The 19,042-nt window shown below is 72.2% G+C and carries 17 protein-coding genes, 1 tRNA gene and 1 pseudogene; 16 read left to right on the forward strand and 3 right to left on the reverse strand.

Features of this window, described 5'->3' with window-relative positions:
• The first annotated feature begins 54 nt into the window (after window positions 1-54).
• From ACFYOU_RS18160 to ACFYOU_RS18205, 10 genes are all read left to right on the forward strand, one after another.
• Window positions 55-128 (forward strand) — tRNA-Thr (locus ACFYOU_RS18160).
• 886 nt (window positions 129-1,014) lie between these two features.
• Window positions 1,015-2,238 carry a nucleotide disphospho-sugar-binding domain-containing protein gene (locus tag ACFYOU_RS18165; protein ID WP_391306754.1) on the forward strand — a complete coding sequence of 408 codons (1,224 nt, stop codon included), beginning with the start codon at window positions 1,015-1,017 and terminating at the stop codon, window positions 2,236-2,238.
• Window positions 2,239-3,066: 828 nt separating this feature from the next.
• The gene (locus tag ACFYOU_RS18170; RefSeq protein ID WP_391306755.1) at window positions 3,067-3,306 is read left to right on the forward strand and encodes a hypothetical protein; all 240 of its coding nucleotides are present in this window, start codon (window positions 3,067-3,069) and stop codon (window positions 3,304-3,306) included.
• 43 nt (window positions 3,307-3,349) lie between these two features.
• Window positions 3,350-6,031, forward strand: coding sequence for an FtsX-like permease family protein (locus tag ACFYOU_RS18175; RefSeq protein ID WP_391306756.1), 2,682 nt, complete (start codon window positions 3,350-3,352; stop codon window positions 6,029-6,031).
• Window positions 6,028-6,558: a MauE/DoxX family redox-associated membrane protein gene (locus tag ACFYOU_RS18180; RefSeq protein ID WP_391306757.1), complete on the forward strand. Its 531-nt coding sequence runs from the start codon at window positions 6,028-6,030 to the stop codon at window positions 6,556-6,558. The genes ACFYOU_RS18175 and ACFYOU_RS18180 overlap by 4 nt, the downstream gene beginning before the upstream one ends.
• Window positions 6,559-6,685: 127 nt before the next feature.
• The gene (locus ACFYOU_RS18185) at window positions 6,686-7,243 is read left to right on the forward strand and encodes a redoxin family protein (RefSeq protein WP_391306759.1); all 558 of its coding nucleotides are present in this window, start codon (window positions 6,686-6,688) and stop codon (window positions 7,241-7,243) included.
• Complete coding sequence (locus ACFYOU_RS18190) at window positions 7,240-9,114, forward strand: ATP-binding cassette domain-containing protein (RefSeq protein ID WP_391306761.1); 1,875 nt, start codon at window positions 7,240-7,242, stop codon at window positions 9,112-9,114. Before ACFYOU_RS18185 ends, ACFYOU_RS18190 begins: the two co-directional genes overlap by 4 nt.
• Window positions 9,111-9,857 (forward strand): ATP-binding cassette domain-containing protein, encoded by a 747-nt coding sequence (locus tag ACFYOU_RS18195; protein WP_391306763.1) that lies wholly within the window; start codon window positions 9,111-9,113, stop codon window positions 9,855-9,857. Before ACFYOU_RS18190 ends, ACFYOU_RS18195 begins: the two co-directional genes overlap by 4 nt.
• Window positions 9,854-10,318, forward strand: coding sequence for a S26 family signal peptidase (locus ACFYOU_RS18200; protein ID WP_391306765.1), 465 nt, complete (start codon window positions 9,854-9,856; stop codon window positions 10,316-10,318). The genes ACFYOU_RS18195 and ACFYOU_RS18200 overlap by 4 nt, the downstream gene beginning before the upstream one ends.
• Before the next feature lie 133 nt (window positions 10,319-10,451).
• Window positions 10,452-10,643 carry a DUF5708 family protein gene (locus ACFYOU_RS18205; protein ID WP_391306767.1) on the forward strand — a complete coding sequence of 64 codons (192 nt, stop codon included), beginning with the start codon at window positions 10,452-10,454 and terminating at the stop codon, window positions 10,641-10,643.
• Window positions 10,644-10,737: 94 nt separating this feature from the next.
• Here the strand turns inward: ACFYOU_RS18205 and ACFYOU_RS18210 are convergent, their stop codons facing one another.
• The gene (locus tag ACFYOU_RS18210; RefSeq protein ID WP_391306768.1) at window positions 10,738-11,367 is read right to left on the reverse strand and encodes a methyltransferase domain-containing protein; all 630 of its coding nucleotides are present in this window, start codon (window positions 11,365-11,367) and stop codon (window positions 10,738-10,740) included.
• A gap of 53 nt (window positions 11,368-11,420) precedes the next feature.
• Here ACFYOU_RS18210 and ACFYOU_RS18215 point away from each other — a divergent pair.
• Window positions 11,421-12,130, forward strand: a pseudogene (locus tag ACFYOU_RS18215) (IS5 family transposase).
• Between the two features lie 43 nt (window positions 12,131-12,173).
• Here ACFYOU_RS18215 and ACFYOU_RS18220 read toward each other — a convergent pair.
• On the reverse strand, window positions 12,174-12,374 hold the full coding sequence (locus ACFYOU_RS18220; protein ID WP_391306770.1) for a hypothetical protein: 201 nt from the start codon (window positions 12,372-12,374) through the stop codon (window positions 12,174-12,176).
• A 238-nt stretch (window positions 12,375-12,612) separates the two neighbouring features.
• Window positions 12,613-13,221: a TetR/AcrR family transcriptional regulator gene (locus ACFYOU_RS18225; RefSeq protein WP_385484248.1), complete on the reverse strand. Its 609-nt coding sequence runs from the start codon at window positions 13,219-13,221 to the stop codon at window positions 12,613-12,615.
• Between the two features lie 86 nt (window positions 13,222-13,307).
• On the opposite strand from ACFYOU_RS18225, the gene ACFYOU_RS18230 reads away from it, so the two are divergent.
• The 5 genes from ACFYOU_RS18230 (at window position 13,308) to ACFYOU_RS18250 (ending at window position 18,959) form a co-directional block, all read left to right on the forward strand.
• On the forward strand, window positions 13,308-14,303 hold the full coding sequence (locus tag ACFYOU_RS18230) for a TIGR03571 family LLM class oxidoreductase (protein ID WP_391306772.1): 996 nt from the start codon (window positions 13,308-13,310) through the stop codon (window positions 14,301-14,303).
• Window positions 14,297-14,956: a flavin reductase gene (locus tag ACFYOU_RS18235; protein ID WP_391306775.1), complete on the forward strand. Its 660-nt coding sequence runs from the start codon at window positions 14,297-14,299 to the stop codon at window positions 14,954-14,956. Before ACFYOU_RS18230 ends, ACFYOU_RS18235 begins: the two co-directional genes overlap by 7 nt.
• A 9-nt stretch (window positions 14,957-14,965) precedes the next feature.
• Complete coding sequence (locus ACFYOU_RS18240; protein WP_391306776.1) at window positions 14,966-16,084, forward strand: sugar diacid recognition domain-containing protein; 1,119 nt, start codon at window positions 14,966-14,968, stop codon at window positions 16,082-16,084.
• 155 nt (window positions 16,085-16,239) lie between these two features.
• A complete protein-coding gene (locus ACFYOU_RS18245; RefSeq protein WP_391306778.1) occupies window positions 16,240-17,367 on the forward strand; it encodes a glycerate kinase in 1,128 nt (375 codons plus the stop codon).
• 164 nt (window positions 17,368-17,531) lie between these two features.
• Entirely contained in the window at window positions 17,532-18,959 is a 1,428-nt protein-coding gene (locus ACFYOU_RS18250) for a GntP family permease (RefSeq protein WP_385484234.1), read from the forward strand.
• Window positions 18,960-19,042: the final 83 nt, after the last annotated feature.

The following is a 19,042-nucleotide window of genomic DNA, read 5'->3' on the forward strand; positions in this document are numbered from 1 at the left end:
TCGAAACTGTGTAGACTTTCCTCCGTCGCGCACCACATCCTGGTGCACACGCCAGCCGCCTTAGCTCAGATGGCCAGAGCAACGCACTCGTAATGCGTAGGTCTCGGGTTCGAATCCCGAAGGCGGCTCTGAAGAACCTCAGGACTCACTCGCCGTGACCTGGGGTTTTTCGTTTTTCGGGATTGGGGCGGGGCTACCGGAACCTTGAACGAGGCCGCGTGATCCAGAGGTGGCCAAGGGGTGGCAGCTGCCCGCTGCCCGTTACTGTTGGGGTTGCGGGCCTCGGGCGCGCGGGCCCTTCGCGCCGTTGCCGCAGGAGCGAGGCTCCCAAGCATCGTCGGGAGCCCGGGTGACGGCGAAGCCGATACGGCCAGGGCGTGGACATGCTGGGATTTCGGCACGGTCAGGACGTAGCAGACAAGGCCTCCTGGTACCAGAGCGGCCGCCACCAGCGTGATCCCGCCACGGCCAAGCGCGGCGGCCTCACTGGCCAGGTAGATCCGTCGGCGCCGTTCATCGAGGTGAGGAAGGAGCTGATCGAACTCCGTCCTCAAAGCCACAACCGAGGCCCGAGCAGACGTACCCGCAGTCACACCCGAGGTCGACTCGGCCTTCCGTGGAGTCCGCTTCGACGGCTGGTATGGCACCAGTTGAAGGTGATCGGCTTGTTCAGCAGGTGCTGTGCCCGTGGATCTGAGGGGTGAGTTGGACAACGGCCTCGGAAGCGGAGCGGCCGAGGCCGTCGAGGACAGGCTCATACAGGCTCATAGAAGGCCCGGATGACCCGGGTTCGTCTCGCCGAGCCGCTATGAGGACCCTTGTTGTGCACTCGTCGTCCGGACTCGAAACCCGCTGATCTCCGCGCTCTCGCGCGAGGTACATGAGTGACTACCGACGGCTCTGCACCCGCGGACTCAGAGTCGAGCCGAGCGCGCAAGTTAAAGGGGCTGGCAGAACAGCCGAGTTGGATGCAGGATCGACTTCAAGCAGAGCCTACGGAATGCGAGTTGCGAAGTGCGTGTGCTGTTGTCGACGTTGGGATCGCGCGGGGATGTCGAACCGCTGGTGGGACTGGCTGTGCAGTTGCGGGGGCTCGGGGTCGAGGTGAGGGTCTGCGCCCCGCCGGACCAGGAGTTTGCGGAACGGCTCGCTGGTGTTGGCGTGTCGCTGGTTCCGGTCGGCCCGCCGATGCGCGCGATGATGACCGGGACGGAAGCGCCCTCGGGGGATGACCTGTCCCACCTCGCGATCGGGGTGCTCGCTGCGCAGTTCGGAGTGATCGGGGCAGCTGCCGAGGGGTGCGACGTGCTGGTGGCTGCTGGGCTGATGCAAGTCGGTGCGCGATCGGTGGCCGAGAAGCTGGGGATCCGCTATGTGTACGCGAGCTACTGCCCTATCATGCTGCCGTCACCGCACCACCCGCCGTTGACGCTGAAGGACCGGGATGCCGGACCAGACGTCACCAACAACCGGGAACTTTGGGATCCGGACGGGAAGGGCTTCAACGCGCTGTTCAGCGCGGGGCTCAATGCCCAGCGGGCAGCTATGGGCCTTCCCTTCGTGGACAATGTCCGGGACCACGTCATCACCGATACACCGTGGCTGGCGGCAGACCCGGTCCTGGCACCGTGGCAGGAGCCGACGGACCTCGACGTGGTGCAGACCGGTGCGTGGATCGTGGCAGACACGCGGCCGCTCCCGGCAGCGTTGCTGGAGTTCCTGGACGCCGGTACACCACCGGTGTTCGTGAGCTTCGGGAGTGGGCGTGCCCCTAGGGACGTCTCCCATGTCGCCATTGAGTCGATCCGTGCACAGGGCCGCCGCGCGGTCGTCAGCCGCGGTTGGGCCGACCTGGACCTGATAGACGACCGAGACGACTGCTTCGTCCTTGGCGAGGCTAACCACCAGGCGCTGTTCGGCCGGGTGGCTGCTGTCGTGCACCACGGCGGCGCGGGTACGACGACCGCGGCCGCGCGAGCCGGTGTGCCTCAGGTGGTGATACCACAATCGGTGGACCAACCGTACTGGGCCCGGCGTGTGGCTGAGTTGGGCATTGGTAGGGAACACGCGGATCCCACTCCGACCTTGGAATCCCTGTCAGCCGCGTTGAGGACGGCCCTGTCGAGCGAGACTCGCGCACGAGCGGCCACCGTGGCCGGCACGATCCGTGGCGACGGGGCGAGACTGGCAGCGGAGCAGCTGCTCGACATCGTCGGTCAGCGCCCGGTGGACGGGTGAGCCAGGGAGCGCTCGCCGAGAGGCGTTCTGGCCCTCAGCGTTGCGGTACAGGCATGTCTCTGATCTGGTAGGAGGCTATCGGGTTACGGACTTGGAGGCGATTGGCTCCGTTCGGGAGGTGCTGGCGCGCTGGTTGGGGGCAGGTGTGCCTGGAATCCTTCTCCTCACGAGCGCGCCCTCAGACGGTCTGAGCGTCATCGTCGCCCAGGCACTGGTCTGGCCAGCACGGTCGTAGAGGCTGGGCAAGCAATCACGGTCACGATCGGCTCGTAACGCATGACGGACCGCCCGGATGATCAGCCACTATGCGATCCTCCACTGCGGCGTATCTCGAACTCCCTTGCCTTCAAGGTTGTTAGTCGAGTCTGCGGAGGCGGCCGGTGTAACTCTTGGGGCGGGTAACGGTTTGCACCTGTCTCATTCCAGGACGCACTGGTCTGTTCCGTGCTGCGGCGCACGCAATGCGCCTCTGGCTTCAGCTCTTGAACCGCGGTGTGCCCGGATCTCGGCTGACCATCGTGCACATCATCGCGGCCGGGTCCTGGACGTTGGGCAGCAATCCGAGCACGACTACCCGCACTCCCCGCCCCAGGAGGGAAGTGCTTGCACAGCCGCCTTGCCCTGCAACTCCCGTCGCATTGGCTGATCAACTCGTTGTGGTGACCGGGAGTGAATGGTCTACTCCTACGTGCGTTTCAGGGTGGCCACTCCGTCCCTGGCTCGAAAGTGCAGCAACCCCGGGGACCGAAATCCACGGGGCCGAACCCATGGGACCGGGCCACCGGAACCGCTCAGGGCACCGACGACCGACGAGAAGTGAGGCGAACCATGAAGTTCCTGAACCGACTCGGCGACACCCTGCTCGGCAAGCTGGCACCCGAGACCGAGGCCTCGGCCCAGACCCCGAGGCCGTGCCTCGGCTACTGCCCCAGCGGGGCGTGCATGAGCGCCGCGCGGGAGGACAGCCCCTGCCGGGACCACAAGTACAACTCCCGGTGCTGCTTCTGGGGCGGCAGCGCCTGTCCCGTCCGCTACTGCACCGCGTGGACGTACTGCGGCCTGTGCTGACCGGCCCGCGCACCCGCTGTAACTGATCCGAGGAGGAGGGTCCTTGATCCGTCTGCTGTGGCACCACGCGGTGCGCCAGTGGGCCCGGTCCGCGGCCCTCCTCACCGGCATGCTCGTGGCGGTCTCCTCGTTCGTCGTGCTGACCGCCACCACCGAATCCAGCAAGCTCACCGTCACCGGCACCATCGCCAAGAGCCGCGGCCCCTACGACATCCTCGTGCGACCCGGCAAGGCGGTGCAGGAGTTGGAGCGCAGCGAAGGGCTGATCCGACCCAACTCGCTCACCGACATCTACGGCGGCATCACCTTCGACCAGGTCGACGCGGTACGTCGTACCCCCGGCGTCGAGGTCGCCGCACCCTTCGCCGCCCTCGGACACGAAACGGACACCAGCGTCACGGTGATCGACCTCGCGAAGCTGGTCCCCCGGGGCACCCGGGCGACGTTCGAACTGGACCGCGTCTGGAAGTACGACGGCGGACTGTCGACCGTCCGGCAGCAGCGGCGGGCCGTCTTCATCACCCCGCACCGGCTGGAAGCCCGCCGCGGCCCCACCGTGACGCGCCCCAGCGCGGGCGGGGCCGACTTCGAGTCGGCACAGACCAACCGGTACTTCGAGGTCCTCCCCTCGGGCGAGCGCCGCGAGGTGTGCAAGGGCGGCGTCCGGGTGGAGGAGCACACCACCCAACTCGTCGAGGCGGTGAGCTGCCTGTCCTGGGCGGGCGTCACCGACCTCGAACCCCTCAGCGGCGACGGGAAGTTCGGGCCCCAGACCCTCGTCTACACCGGCTTCCCGACCGCGCGCCTGGTCGCGGGCGTCGACCCGGAGGCCGAATCCCGCCTCTTCGGCCTCGACACCGCAGTGACCGAGGGCGACTACCTGAGCCCGAAGGCCCCGACCCCCGTCGCCTCCCGACCGGCCGACGACCCCGCCTCCGCCGTCCAGGTGCTGCGCTCCGACCGCGCCGCCCGGGACCTGGAACTCTCGGTGACCCTCACCCGCCGGGGTGAGGACCGCCCCGTGACCCGCAAGCGGTACGAGGCCGGATCGCTCAAGCCGAGGCAACGCATCGGCAAGGTGGACGAGTTGGGCGGCCTCCTCTTCCGGCCCACCAGCCCGGTCACCTACGACCGCACCGACGGCGGCGCCCTGCGCCCCCGTACCGTCGAACGCCCCGAGCACGACGAGACGGTCCTGCCGCTCGACGGCCAGGACACCTGGTTCCGCCAGCTCAAGTCACTGGGCCAGAACCGGCCTTGGGGAAGCCCCCTGCCCCGGGTCGTCGGCACCTTCGACCCCCGCCGGCTCCCCGAGTACGACGCGGCCAGCCGGCTCCCCCTCGGCACCTACGGCGAGCCCGCCCTCTCCGGAGCGGACGCCCGCTCCCGCGCCCTGTTGGGCGACCGGTCCCTGCGGCCCGCCTCCTCGCCCACCGCCTACGTCCAGCAGCCGCCCTCCGCCCTGATCTCGATGGAGTCGGTGCGCTGGCTCGCCGACCACAACCACCTGTCCTACCGGCAGAACATCGCGCCCGTCTCGGCGGTCCGGGTCCGGGTCGCCGGGGTCACCGGCGCCGACGAGGTGTCCCGCGAGCGGGTGCGGGTGGCCGCCGAGGAGATCCGCGAACGCACCGGACTCCACGTCGACATCGTCCTCGGTTCCTCCCCCGTCGCCCAGCAAGTGGCCCTGCCGGCCGGGGAGAACGGGCGCCCCGAACTCCGGCTCACCGAATGGTGGAGCAAGAAGAACGTCGCCACCCAGATCATCAAGGCGTCCGACACCAAGTCCCTCGTCCTGCTCACCCTGGTCCTCGTCGTCTGCACCCTCTTCGTCGCCAACGCCGCCGCGGCCTCGGTGCGGACCCGACGCGCGGAACTGGGCCTCCTCACCGCCGTCGGCTGGCGGCCCCACCACCTCTTCGCCGTCGTCCTCGGCGAACTGCTGCTCCTGGGAGCCGTCGCCGGGGTGCTGGGCACGGGCACGGCCTGGGCGGCGGGGCGGGCGCTCGACATCGACGTGCCGCCCGGCCGGGCACTGCTCGCGGTGCCCGTCGCCCTGGCCGTCGCCGCGGTCAGCGGCGCCGTGCCGGCGTGGTCGGCCGCCCGGGCCCGCCCCGTCAGCGCGCTGCGGTCGGCCGCCACCACCGGACGGCGGACCCGCATGTTCGCCGGGGTGACGGGCATGGCACTGGCGGGCGCGGTACGGGCCCGGGGCCGGAGCCTGCTCGGAGCCGCCGCCGTGGCCACCGCCGCGGCCGCGACCCTCCTCCTCGTCGCGGCCACCGCCACCTTCCGCGGCACCCTCGCCGGCTCGCTGCTGGGCGAAACCATCTCCGTACAGGTCCGCACCACCGACCTCGCCGCGGTCGCCACGATGGTGATCCTCTCCACGGTGGCCGTGGGCGACGTCATGTACCTCGGCGTCCAGGACCGCGCGGCCGAGTTCGCCCTGCTGCGCGCCGTCGGCTGGGACGAACGGGTGACCACCCGACTCGTCCTCCTCGAAGGCGCCCTCATCGGCCTCGTCGGCTCGCTCACCGGAACGCTGCTCGGCACCGCCGCCGCCCTCTGGCTGGCACCCGCCGGCGGCGCCACGGACCTGGTCGTCCCCGCCCTGAGCGTGATCGCCGCGGGCACGGCCCTGTCCGCGCTCGCCAGCCTGGTCCCCGTACTGCTCCACCGCCGCCGCTCCACGGCCCGGCTGCTGGCGGAGGAGGGCGTATGACGTACGTGCTCCTCACGGTGCGGCTCGCCCTCGCCGGAGTCCTCCTGGTGTCCGCCGTCGCCAAGGTCCGCGCCCTCGACGACACCCGGGCCATGGTGGACGGGCTGCTGCGCCGTCTCGGCCCCGGCGCCCGCCGGCTCGCCCGGCCCGCGGCCCTCGCCCTGATCGCGGCGGAGGCCGTCACCGGGCTGGCGCTGCTCGGCCCGGCGCCCGCGGCGCGGCTCGGGCTGGTGGCCGCCACCGCCCTGACCGCGGGCTTCACCGCGCTGGCCGTGGTGGCCACCGTCACCCGCACCGAGGTGGCGTGCGCCTGCTTCGGCCGGCCGACGGCGCGGCTGGGCCCCCGTCACATCGTCCGCAACGCGCCCCTGCTGGGCCTCGCGGTCCTGGGGCTGTGGGGGAGCGCCGTGGCCTCGGGCCCGTCACCGGCGCTGCCCGCCGTGGTCCTGTGCGCGCTGACGGCCGCGCTGATCACCGCGCTCACCGCCTTCTTCGACGACATCGCCGACCTCCTGGCCACTCCTTGACCACCGTGACCACCGGGCAGACCGGGTGGCGCGGCCCGTGCCGCGCGGCCCGTGCGGCACACGCCGAAGGATCTCCGCCTCACCTACGCCTCATCTGCGACTCACCTGCGACGAAAGGGAAATGGGCATGATCTACCTGTCCCTGGCACTGTTGCTCCTGGGCACCGTCACCGCGCTCAACCTGGTGCTGATCCTCGCCGTCATCCGACGACTGCGGCGCCACGAGGAGGAGCGCGAGCAGTCGCACCGAAGCCTCGACGGCTTCGGGAACCTGCCGTCGGGGCCGCCGGTGGGCGAGCCGCTGCCCGCCCTCACCGCGGTCGCCCTCGACGGCTCGACGGTCACCTCGGACGGCCTGCGCGGCCGGGAAGCCGCGCTGACGTTCCTGTCCACCGACTGTTCCGCCTGTGTCGCCGCCGCCGGGGACCTGCCCGAGTTCGCCCGGCGCACCGGGATGGACGTCGACCAGATGGTGGTGGTGATCGCCGGTGACGAGGAGACCGCGCGTTCCCTGGCCGCCCCCCTGGTCGGGGTCGCCCGGGTGCTCCTGGAGGAGTCCTCGGGCCCGCTGACCACCGGGTACGCGATCAAGGCCGCGCCCACCGTGGTCATGGTCGACCCGGACGGCACCGTCACCTACGCCGAGGCGGGCACCCACCCGGTGCTGGACCAGCTGCCCGCGTGAGCGACGGCCGGGACGCCGGGGTGCACCGGCTGGGCGGGCTACGGGGCACGGTCACCGGCGCGGCGGCGGCCCTGGCGCTGACCTGGCGCGCGGGGCCCGTCACCGTCGTCTGCCACGTCCTGCTGACCGTCACCCAGGGGCTGTTGCCGGTCGCGATCACCCTGCTCACCAAGTGGCTGTTCGACGCGCTCGCGCAGGGCGGGAAGACCGCGGGCCCGTCCCCCGTGGCGCTCGCGGTGGGCATCGGTACGGTGACCGGGCTGATGGTCGTCCTGCCGTTCGCGGCGAACTACACCCAGGCCCGGCTCCAGCGCGGCATCGTCTACCTGGCCCAGCAACGGCTCTACGCCAAGGTGAACGGGTTCGTCGGCCTCGCGCGGTTCGAGGACCCCCCGTTCCTGGACCGGTTGCGACTGGCCCAGGAGTCGGCGATCAGCGCGCCCCACCAGATCACCGGTGCGCTGTTCGGCCTGGTGCAGCAGACCATCGCGATCCTGGGGATGGTGGCGGTGCTCGCCGCGGTCTCCCCCTGGCTGACGGCGGTGACGATCGCCGCGGCGCTCCCGGCCCTGCTGGCGCAGATCTCGCTCACCCGGCGCCAGGCGCTGCTGTCGTGGACGATCAGCCCGCGCAACCGGCGCCAACTCTTCTACCAGGCGTTGATGCTGGACCTGTCCGCGGTGAAGGAGGTGCGGCTGTTCGGGGCGGGTGCCTTCCTGCTCGGCCGGATGGACGCCGAGACCCGGGAGATCAACGCTGCCGAAGAACGCTACGAACGCACGGAGGTGGGCCTCCAGTCGCCGCCGGCCGTCCTGGGCGCGCTGATCGCCGCGGGCGGCCTGGCGTGGATGGTGCACGGGGCGCTGTCCGGGGGGTTCGGGGTCGGGGACGTCTCCGCCTACCTCGCGGCCACCGCCGGGGTGCAGGGCGCGCTCTCCGCGACGATCGGCCACGTCACCGGCGGGTACCACGGGCTGCTCACCTTCCGGCACTACGTGGACGTGGGCCGGCTCCCCGCCGACCTGCCGGTCCGCACCGAACCGGTGCCCGTGCACCCGCTGGCCGACCGCATCGAGGTGGACGACGTGTGGTTCCGCTACCGCGACGACGGGCCGTGGGTGCTGCGCGGGGTGGACCTGACGATCGGCCGCGGCGAGTCGGTGGCCCTGATCGGGCTGAACGGGGCCGGGAAGTCGACCCTGGTCAAGCTGCTGTGCCGGCTGTACGACCCGACCCGGGGCACCATCCGCTGGGACGGCACGGACATCCGCGAGATGGACCCGGCCGCGCTGCGGGACCGGGTCAGCGCCGTGTTCCAGGACCGGGTCGACTACGACCTGTCGGCGACGGACAACATCGGCATCGGGGACCTGCCCCACCTGCACGACCCCGACCGCATCGCCGCCGCCGCACGCCGCGCGGGCGCCCATGACTTCATCACCGAACTACCGCGCGGATACCGTACGTTGTTGTCCCGCACGTTCCCCGAACCGGACGACGAGGAGACGGGCGAGCCCTCGGCGGGGGTGGCCCTGTCCGGCGGGCAGTGGCAGCGGCTCGCCCTGGCCCGTGCGATGCTGCGCGAGGGCCGCGACCTCCTCATCCTGGACGAACCCACGACCGGTCTCGACCCCGCCGCGGAACAGCAGTTGCACGAGCGGCTGCGGGCCTACCGGGAGGGCGCGACGAGTCTGCTGATCTCCCACCGGCTGGGCACCGCCCGCCGGGCCGACCGCATCGTGGTGCTCGCGGAAGGAAGAATCAGCGAGTGCGGCAGTCACGCCCAACTCATCGCGCAGGGCGGCGAGTACGCGCGACTGTTCGCGCTTCAGGCATCCGGTTACACCGAGGACGAGGAGGTGACGGTGTGAGCGAACCGCACGGCGGGGCGACCCCGTCGGAGGGCGAGCAGGACCCCGGGTCGGGGAAGGGCACCGGGGCGGGGGCGGACCCCGTGGTCGAGGTGAGCGGGCTGTGCAAGACGTACGCCGGCGGGTCCGGGACCCCGGTGCGGGCCTGCGACGAGGTGGACCTGCGGATCGAGGAGGGCGAGACGGTCGCCCTGACCGGTCCCTCCGGTTCGGGCAAGTCGACCCTGCTGTACCTCCTGGGGGCGTTGGAGGAGGCCGACGCGGGCACGATCGACGTGGCCGGGGAACGCATCACCGCGCTGAAGCGCTCGGAACTCGCCGCGTACCGGCGGCGGGTGGGCTTCGTCTTCCAACGGTTCCACCTGCTGCCCACGCTGACCGCGCTGGACAACGTGATCGCGCCGGTGCTGCCGTACCGGGTGGACTTCGACCGGCGGACCCGGGCCCGTCAACTGCTGTCCTCGGTGGGCCTGGAGGGGCGGGAGGAGTTCCTGCCGTCGAAGCTGTCGGGCGGCCAGCAGCAACGGGTCGCCGTGGCGCGCGCCCTGATCGGGGGGCCGCGGTTGATCCTCGCGGACGAGCCGACGGGCAATCTGGACTCCCGGTCCAGCGAGGAGGTCCTCGACCTGCTGATGGGGCTGCGGGAACGGCACGGGACGACGGTGGTGATCGCCACCCACGACCCGGACGTGGTGGCCCGCTGCGACCGGGTGGTCCAGTTGCGGGACGGCAAGGTCGCATGAGGCGTTCCGCGGCCCTCGCCGTCGCCGCGGTCACCGCGGGGACCGTCGCCGCCGTCGCCGCGTGGCGGGTGCGGACCGGGTACGTCGCGGTGACCGTGCGCGGCGGGAGCATGCTGCCCACCCTGCGCGACGGTGACCGGGTGCTGATCCGGCGCGGGGCGCGCGGACTGCGGCGGGGCGACATCGTGGTGGTCGCCTGCCCCGATGTGGACACCGCCTGGCGGGGCAAGCCGCCGGTCTCGGGGGACCTGTCGGCCACCGAGTGGTACATCAAGCGGGCGGTGGCGCTCGCCGGCGACCCGTTCCAGGAACGGCCGGTGCCGGCGGGCGAGCTCGCGGTGGTGGGGGACAGCGTGTTCAGCACGGACTCGCGGCACTTCGGGCCCTGTCCACAGGACCAGGTGCTCGGGGTCGTCGTCCGCACCCTGAGCCGCGGGCCGGACCTGGCGCAGCCCCACTGACCGGAGACCCCCCGTGGGCCGGGGCCTGTGCATCGAACGATGTACTCCCGCTCGTCCTGCGGGGTGAGGACGCGCGCACGCTCCCTTCCTAGGCTGGCGAACACCTCCGACCCAACCAAGGGAGTGGTCGCACATGACGCGGGCAGCACGGAACTTACTGGAAGGCGTCGTCATCTTCGCCCTCGGCTTGGGGCTGCGGCTCTTCGCCGACGGAGTGGACACGCCGGTCGTGGAGTTGACGAAGGTCGGCGTGGTCCTCATGGGCATCGGCGCCGTCGTCGGGGTGACGGGACTCTTCCGGTCGACGATGTCGAGGCTCACCTAGGGCCTGTCTGACAATTCCCGTCGGACCGGCGAGCGTCCGTCGAGCTGGCAGCCCGGATGTGCGCCGACATCTGGCGGGTGTTGCCGGGCAGGACCTACGAGCGGCGGGCCAGCAGGTGGGCGTCGAGGAAACCCCGTTCAGAGGCCGGATCGTGGAGCAGCCGGGCGAAGGGATCGAGACCGGCATCGGCCAGCAGTTCGGCGAGGCTATCTGCCGGCCAGCTGTAGGCGGGCGCCACTTTGTGGTTGAAGCGAACCGGTTCTTGTCCGTCGGTCCCGAAGAAGGAGACCAGGAGCAGGCCATCCGGCGCCAGGACGCGTACCTGTTCGGAGAGTAGCTCCGGCAGCTCCCCCGGAGGGGTGTGGATCATCGAGTAGTGGGCCAGCACGCCGCCGAGCGCGCCGTCCTCGATCGGCAGGGATTCCATCCGCGCCTCTTGGAAGCGCAGCGTCGGATGGGCCTGCCGGGCGTGGTCGACCATGCCGGGGGCAAGGTCGAGTCCGAAGGCGTCCAGGCCCAGTTCGTGCAGCATGGCTGTCAGATGTCCGGGCCCGCACCCGACGTCCGCTGCCCGCGGGTTGCCCGTCGCGCGCACCAGTTCGGCGAAGGTGCCGATCATGGCCCGGGAGAAAGGTTGTGTCTCCAGCCGGTTTGCGAACAGCGATGCGTACAGCTCGACGACACCGTCGTAGGCCGTCCTGGTGTCGTCCTGATGATTTGCCACGGGCAGGACTCTATAGCCGGTCTGATGCTTGATCTTGTGGCGGTTGAGGTGAGTTGACGGATGCGGCATGGGGGCGAATAGAGCCCCTGTTGCCGCAGGTGGACGGTCGCGGCCGTCCGTGGCGTGATCACCGGCAGGTGGTCAACGGGGTGCTGTGGCGGCTGCGGACCGGGGTCCCGTGGCGCGACCTACCCGAGCGGTATGGGCCGTGGCAGACCGTCTACGAGCGGTTCGCCCGCTGGGAGGCCGATGGCACATGGGCGAAGCTGCTGGAGCACGTCCAGGTCCGTGACGATGCGGCGGGCCGGGTGGAGTGGACCGTCGCCGTCGACTCCACGGTCAACCGGGCCCATCAGCATGCCGCTGGCGCCCGTGAAAGGGGGACGTGGACGGGGACGAACTGGAAGATCCGGGCCGCTCGCAGGCGTGCCGGGCACTCGGTCGGTCTCGGGGCGGGTTGACCACCAAGGTCCATATCTGCTGAGGCGTCGGGGTATGGCTGCCACGATCCCCGAGCGCCGCGACCAGGTGGCCAACCGTCGGCGCCGGGGGCGCCGCGGTGGTCGGCCACCCGTCTTCGACACGGAGATCTATCGCGACCGCAACGTGGTCGAACGATGCTTCGCTCGCCTCAAACAGTTCCGCGCGATCGCAACCAGGTTCGACAAGCTCGCGAACCGGTACCGCGCGGGAGTCGTCCTGGCCTCCCTGATCCTCTGGCTCCGTGAAGCGGCCAGGTGATCATTTGTCAGACAGGCCCTAGGCCGACGGCCGACCACCACCCACACGACCACCGGCCCGGTGGCCTACGAGGTGTCCTCCGAGTCGGCATTGCCACCGCGCAGCAGCACCTGTTTGGCCCCGACGCCTGCCTGGTCGACCGGGCCGTGCTCGGTTTCGGCGTCCTCGATCAGCTCACGCAGCCGGCCCCGCTCCCGTTGGCGCTGGACGAGGACTTCGACGTAGGCGGACGTTCCCCTCTTGCCGGCGCGTGCCTCGGTGGCCATGGCGCCCAGCTTACGTAGGTGGGCCTGTTGCTGTGAGCCGGTGGCGCCGTCACGCCGTATCCATCCTCCGCGGAGCCCATGTGGCCGTCACCCGGGTCCGGCCCCGCTTCGACCCGGGCGGCCGTCCTGGATCGGCCAGCACCACCAGCACCCGAACGGCAACCCGGGCGCCGGGCAGGCCCCCGTGGCCCCGAACCGCGCTCCGGCCGGGACGCGTCGGGCCCGCGCCGCGCCGAGGTCACCCCCGGGGCGCCGCCCGGACGAGTTGCGCGAGGTGGACGGCCGCGTCCCGCAGGGGGGTGTCGTCCGCGGTGACCCGGCTCAACAGTTCGGCGCCCTCCAACATGCTGATGACCGTTCCGGCGAGGGAGCGGGCGACCTGGGGCGCGATGCCGCTGCCCGTCAGCTTGGCCGTGACGAGGTCCTGCCACTGGGTGAGCGCCCGGGTCGCGGCCTCCTGGAGCCCGGGAACCCGGCCGATGGTCTCCAGCGCGGTGACCGCGACCGGGCAGCCGTCGGTCCACTGGGACCGCCTGAGGTCGTCGGCGAGCAGCAGCGCACAGGCGGCCGTGGCCTCGGCCGGGTCGGCGGCGGAGGCGAGCCCCCGGGCGAGCATCTCGCCGAACTCCTGCGCGCCGTGGTGCATCGCCTCGATGGCGAGCTCCTGCTTGCCGCCGGGGAAGAAGTGGTAGACGGAGCTGGGTGACGCCTGGGCGGCGCCGGCGATGCGCTTGACCGAGGTGCTCTCGTACCCCTGTTGCTGGAGCAGGGCGGCCGTGGCGCGGATGATCCGGCGGCGGGTGTCGGCGTCGGACGCGCGGTGCGGCGGCGGTGCGGTGGCTGTCATGACTCCGATCCTACTGGTTGGAACGTTCAGTCCAGGATGCCGTACGCTCTGGACTGAACGTTCCAACCAGAGAGTGGATGAGCACGATGACAGCAGCAGCACCGGCGTCCGGATGGGCCGGCCACCCCGGCTACGGGCGCATGTTCGCCCCGGGGGAACTGACCGTGGGGCTCTTCCTGCCCCTGTGGCCGTACGCGGGGGACATGACCGCGCTGCGCGGGCACACGGAGGTCGTCCGGCAGGCCGACCGCGGGGGATTCGCCGCCGCCTGGGTCCGGGACGTGCCGTTGGCCGACCCCTCCTTCGGTGACGTGGGCCAGGTGTACGACCCGTGGACCGCGCTGACCTGGATCGCCGCGCACACCTCCCGCATCTCCCTCGCCACCGGCAGCGTGGTCTTCCCGCTGCGGCACCCCATCGACCTGGCCAAGCAGGCGGCCTCGGTGGACCACCTCTCCGGCGGGCGCCTGGTGCTCGGTGCGGCCTCCGGTGACCGCCCGGTCGAGTTCCCCGCGTACGGCCTGGACCACGCGGCGCGCGGCGCCCGGTACCGGGAGACCGTCGACGCCTTCCGCGGGCTGCTGGAAGGGACGCGACCGGGTGGGCCGGGCGGCGCCCAGCTGCTGCCGAAGCCGGTGAACGGGCGGATACCGCTGCTGGTCACGGGCTCCTCCCAGCAGTCCCCGCAGTGGATCGCCGAGCACGCGGACGGCTGGCTGGTCTATCCGATGGCCACCGCCACCGCCGAAGGGCCCCGCGCCCTCGGCCGCAAGATCGAGACCTGGCGCAACCTGGTCCCCGGGCAGGAGTTCCGCCCGGTCGCCACCAACGAGTGGATCGACCTGGTCGAGGACCCGAAGCACCCGCCGACCCCGTTGCGCGGCGGCTTCGTGCTGCGCACCGGCACGGAGGGGCTGCTCGAACTGCTCGGCCGCTGGAAGGCCGCCGGGGTCAACCACGGCGCCCTCGGCGTGCAGCACGGTCGGCGGCCGGCGGCGGAGGTGGTGGCGCAGCTCGTGGAGGAGGTCGTCCCGCACTTCCCCGCGCTGGAGTCCGCCGCGCCGCTGGCCCCCGCGTGGTGACCCCGCCCCGCCCCGCGGACCCCGCGGACCCCGCGGACCCCGCGGACCCCGCGGACCCCGCGGACCCGGCGGACCCGGCGGACCCGGCGGACCCGGCGGACCCCGCGGACCCGGCGGACCCCGACGCGTTCCGCGCGGCGATGCGCCACTGGGCCACGGGCGTCGCGGTCATCACCACCCAGAGCCCCCGGGGACCGCACGGCATGACCGTCAACTCCCTGCTCTCGGTCTCGCTCGACCCGCCCACCGTGCTGATCTCGCTGAAGCGCGGCAGCCGCACCGAGGGCGTCATCGAACGGACCGGACGCTTCACCGTGAACGTCCTGACCGCCGGGCAACACGCCCTGGCCGACCGCTTCACCCGGCGCCGTGCGTTCGGCGAGGAGGAGTTCGCGGGGGTGGCGCACCGGCCGTCCCCCGGTGGCGGCGGGCCGGAGCTGGCGGGCAGCGCAGCCGTCTTCAGCTGTGCGGTGACCCGGCGGATCGAGGTCGGCGACCACACCCTGGTGGTCGCCGAGGCGACCGACGTCCGGACGGAGCCCACCGACGACACCGACGGGCCGCTCGTCTACGCGGGCCGGCGCTACCGCAACCTCGCGGAAGGGGACGCGGCTCCCGAAGCGGTCCGCGAACGGTCGGCCGGCACGCTATAGAGTCCCCGGATGATTGCAGAGTCCAACGCTCAGGCGATCGTCGACGACGTCGTGGCCCGGCTCGGGGTCCGGGTCAACGTCATGAACGAGCACGGGGTGATCATCGCCAGCAGTGACCGTTCCCGCGTGGGCACCGTGCACGGCGGGGCCCTGCGGGTCCTGCGCACGGGCGCCCCGCTGTCGGTGAGCGCCGGCGAGGCCGAGGAGTGGGGCGGCACCCGCGCCGGTGTGAACCTCCCGCTGACGGTCGACGGCCGGACCGTCGGCGTCGTCGGCGTCCAGGGGGAGCCGGCCGTCGTGGGGGAGATCGCCCGGGCGGTCGTCCGGCTCGCGGAGCTGATGGTCATGCAGGAGGCGTTCCTCGGGGAGGCCGGCTGGCGGCACCAGGTGCGCCGCCAACTGCTGGAGGACCTGATCGCCGGACGGCTGACCGAGCAGAGCTGGCAACAGCGCCAACAACTGGGCGGCTGCCGACTGCGCGCCCCGTACGCGCTGCTCGTGGTGCGCGGCGGCCCGTTCCGGCCGGCGACGGAACCCCGTGACCCGTACCGGCAGCTGGAGGTGGACGAACAACTGGCGCTGATCGCCCCGGACGCCGACGCCCGGACGTGGGTGGTGGCCGGCAGCGGGGCGTCCGCCGCGGTGCGGCACCGGCTGACCGGACCGGGCGCGGTGCACCCGACCGCGGCGGTGCTGGACGCCGGGTCCGCGCAGGGCTTCACCGAACTCGCCGACCTGGTGGCGCGGGCCGGGCTCGCGCTCCGTTCCGGGTTCACCGGGCCCACCACCCTGCGGGACCTCGAAGTGCCGGTGCTGCTCGCCCGGCTCGACCGGGCGGACCGGACCGCGGCGGTCGACCGGGTGCTCGGCGCGCTCTCCACCGAGCTGCGCCACACGCTCCACGTGTACTTCGCCCAGGACTGCGGGGTCCTGGAGGCCGCCGAGCGGCTGCGGGTGCACCGCAACACGCTGACCTACCGGCTGCGCCGCATCTCCGAGCTGACCGGCCGGGACCCCCGGGTGTTCCGGGACGCCTTCGTGCTCCGGACCGCCCTGCACGCCGACGAGATCGACCGGGAGGCCCCGGACGCGACCCCGCGGGGGGACGGCGGCCGACCGCGCGGGTGAGCGGGGACCACCGGTCCGTGAGCGATTGTGCACCGTGCATAAAACGCCGGCCCGAACGTGGGCAAAGACCGTTCACCGCGCCAGTTCTGTCCGGCGGGGGAAGTGCCTAGAGTTCCGGCACACCCCAGAACACGCCTAAGGAAGGGCTGTTTCTCTTGCGCGTCGTCATCGCTCCGGACTCATTCAAGGGCTCCCTCACCGCCGCGGCCGTGTGCGAGGCCATCGGCGTCGGCGTGCTCCGGGCCGTCCCCGACGCCGAGGTGGTCCGCATCCCCATGGCGGACGGCGGGGAGGGCACCCTCGACTGCATCGGCGCGGCCACCGGCGGTCAGGAGGTCCGGCTGGAGGTCAGCGGCCCGCTGGGCGCCCCGGTCACCGCCCGGTACCTGCTCGGCGCCGACGCCACCTCGGCCGTGGTCGAACTCGCCGCCGCCTCCGGCCTGCCGCTGCTCCCGCCCGACGGACTGGCGCCGCTGCGCGCGGACACCACGGGCACCGGCCGGCTGATCGCCGACGCGATCCACCGCGGCGCCCGCGACGTCCTCGTCTGCGTCGGCGGCAGCGCGAGCACCGACGGGGGCACCGGATTGCTGCGCGCCCTGGGCGCACGGTTCCTGGACGCCCGCGGGCAGGAGCTGCCGCCCGGTGGCGCGGCCCTGCTCGACCTCGCCCGGATCGACCTGGACGCGCTGCCCGAAGCGGTCCGCGCGACCCGCTTCCGCATCGCCTGCGACGTGACGAACCCCCTGGTCGGGCCGGAGGGCGCCGCCGCGGTCTTCGGCCCCCAGAAGGGCGCGACCCCCGCCGAGGTGCAACTGCTCGACCGGGCGCTGACCCGCTTCGCCGACGTGCTCGCCGAGGAGTGCGGCACCTCGGTCCACCACCTTCCCGGAGCCGGCGCCGCCGGCGGCACCTGCGGCGGGATGCTGGCCGTCCTCGACGCCACGGCGCTGCCCGGCTGCGAACTCGTCGCCGCGGCGGTCGGACTCCCGGCCGCCCTCGCCGGCGCCGATCTGGTGATCACCGGCGAGGGCCGGTTGGACCGGCAGAGCGCCGGCGGCAAGGTGGTCTCCCACGTCGCCCGGCTCGCCGCCGAGCACCGGGCGCCCGCCGTGGTCCTCGCGGGCCAGCTCGTCCCCCCGCTCTCCGACCTCCACGACCTGGGGCTGACCGCCGCGTTCAGCATCGCCGACGGTCCCCGCACCCTCGCCGAGATGACCCGGTCCGCCCCCGCGCTGCTGGCCGACGCGGCCGAACAGGTGGTCCGACTCCGGGCCTCCTGACACCGGCCCCCCACCGCGTACGCCCGTACGCCCCGTAAGCCCCCTTCACTCCCCCCCTGCACCCCGCCCGGGCACCCCCATGCCCTGCGTTCCCCGACCGGCCCGTGCCCCGCCGACGGTCCCGTCCCCGTCCCCGTTCGTCCCCACCCACTCGCAGGAGCACCATGGACACCGTAGGTCCCGCCCTCCTCGCCGCCCTGGCGGTGAGCATCGGGCTCATCATCGTTCTGTGCGGGAAGTTCCGTCTGCACCCCTTCCTCTCCATCGTGCTCTCCACCTACGCCTTCGGCCTGATGGCCATGGGGATCGGCGCGGTCACGGACGCGGACCGGAAGTTCGTCGACAACCTCGGCGGCACCATCGCGGAGGGCTTCGGCGGCATCCTCGCCAGCATCGGGCTGGTGATCCTCTTCGGCACCATCATCGGCAAGGTGCTGGAACGCACCGGAGCCGCCGTCACCCTCGCCGAAGGGGTCCTGAAGGTCATAGGCAAGCGGCACCCCGCCCTCGCCATGTCCGTCATGGGCTGGGTCGTCTCGGTGCCGGTCTTCTGCGACTCCGGTTACGTCGTCCTCTCGCCGCTCCAGCGCTCGATCGCCCGCAAGACGGGCAAGAACCCGGTCGTCCTCGGCACGGCGCTCGCCACCGGCCTGTACGCCTCCCACACCTTCGTCCCCCCGACGCCCGGCCCGATCGCCGCCGCGGGCAACGTGGGCATCGGGTCCGACGGGCTGATCTGGGTCATCCTCTTCAGCATCCCCGTCTCCCTGGCCGCCGCCGGCGCGGGCCTGTTCTGGGCACTGCGCCGCACCGGCGACCTGAAGAGCAAGCTCCCCGACGCCGAGCAGACCTTCGAGGAGTACAAGGAGCAGTTCGAGCGCCTGCCCAGCATCGGCCGGGCCCTCGCCCCGATCCTGGTGCCCATCGCGCTGATGGCGATCGGCTCCGTCGCCTCCTTCCCCTCCGGCGGCGGCACCCTGGTGGAGGGCACCTTCGGGGCCTTCCTCACCGACCTCGGCGCACCCGTCAACGCCCTGCTCATCGGCGTCCTGCTCGCCCTGGCGCTGCTGCCCCCGAAGTACGACGCCAAGGCCCTCACCACCTGGGTCGCCGAAGGGCTCGTCGACGCCGCCCCGATCCTGGTGATCACCGGTGCGGGCGGTGCGTTCGGCGCGGTCATCAAGGGCACCCCGATCGCCGACTACATCGCGTCCCTGATCGGCGACGGCTCGGCGGTCGGCGGGGTCACCGCGCTGCTGGTCCTCTTCGGTCTCGCCGCGCTCCTCAAGACCGCGCAGGGCAGCAGCACCGCCGCGCTGATCATCACGTCGACCCTGGCCCAGCCGCTGCTGCCGGCGCTGGGGCTCGACGGGACGCTCGGCTCGATCCCGATCGGGCAGGTCATGGCGGTGCTCGCGATCGGCGCGGGGGCGATGGTCGTCAGCCACGTCAACGACTCGTACTTCTGGGTCGTCTCGCAGTTCTCCGGCATGGACGTCAAGACCGCGTACCGCGCCCAGACCGCGGCCACCCTCGTCCAGGGCCTCACCGCACTCGCCTTCGTCCTGGTCCTCGGCGCGGCACTGCTGTAACACCGCGCCGCCCGTCCGCACCGCCCCCGCCCCGTCCGCACCGCAGAACCGCTCGACCCGGCCACCGGCGCGCGCCCGCGCCA

It is taken from the genome of Streptomyces sp. NPDC005955 (genome assembly GCF_042871255.1).
Classification (GTDB): domain Bacteria; phylum Actinomycetota; class Actinomycetes; order Streptomycetales; family Streptomycetaceae; genus Streptomyces.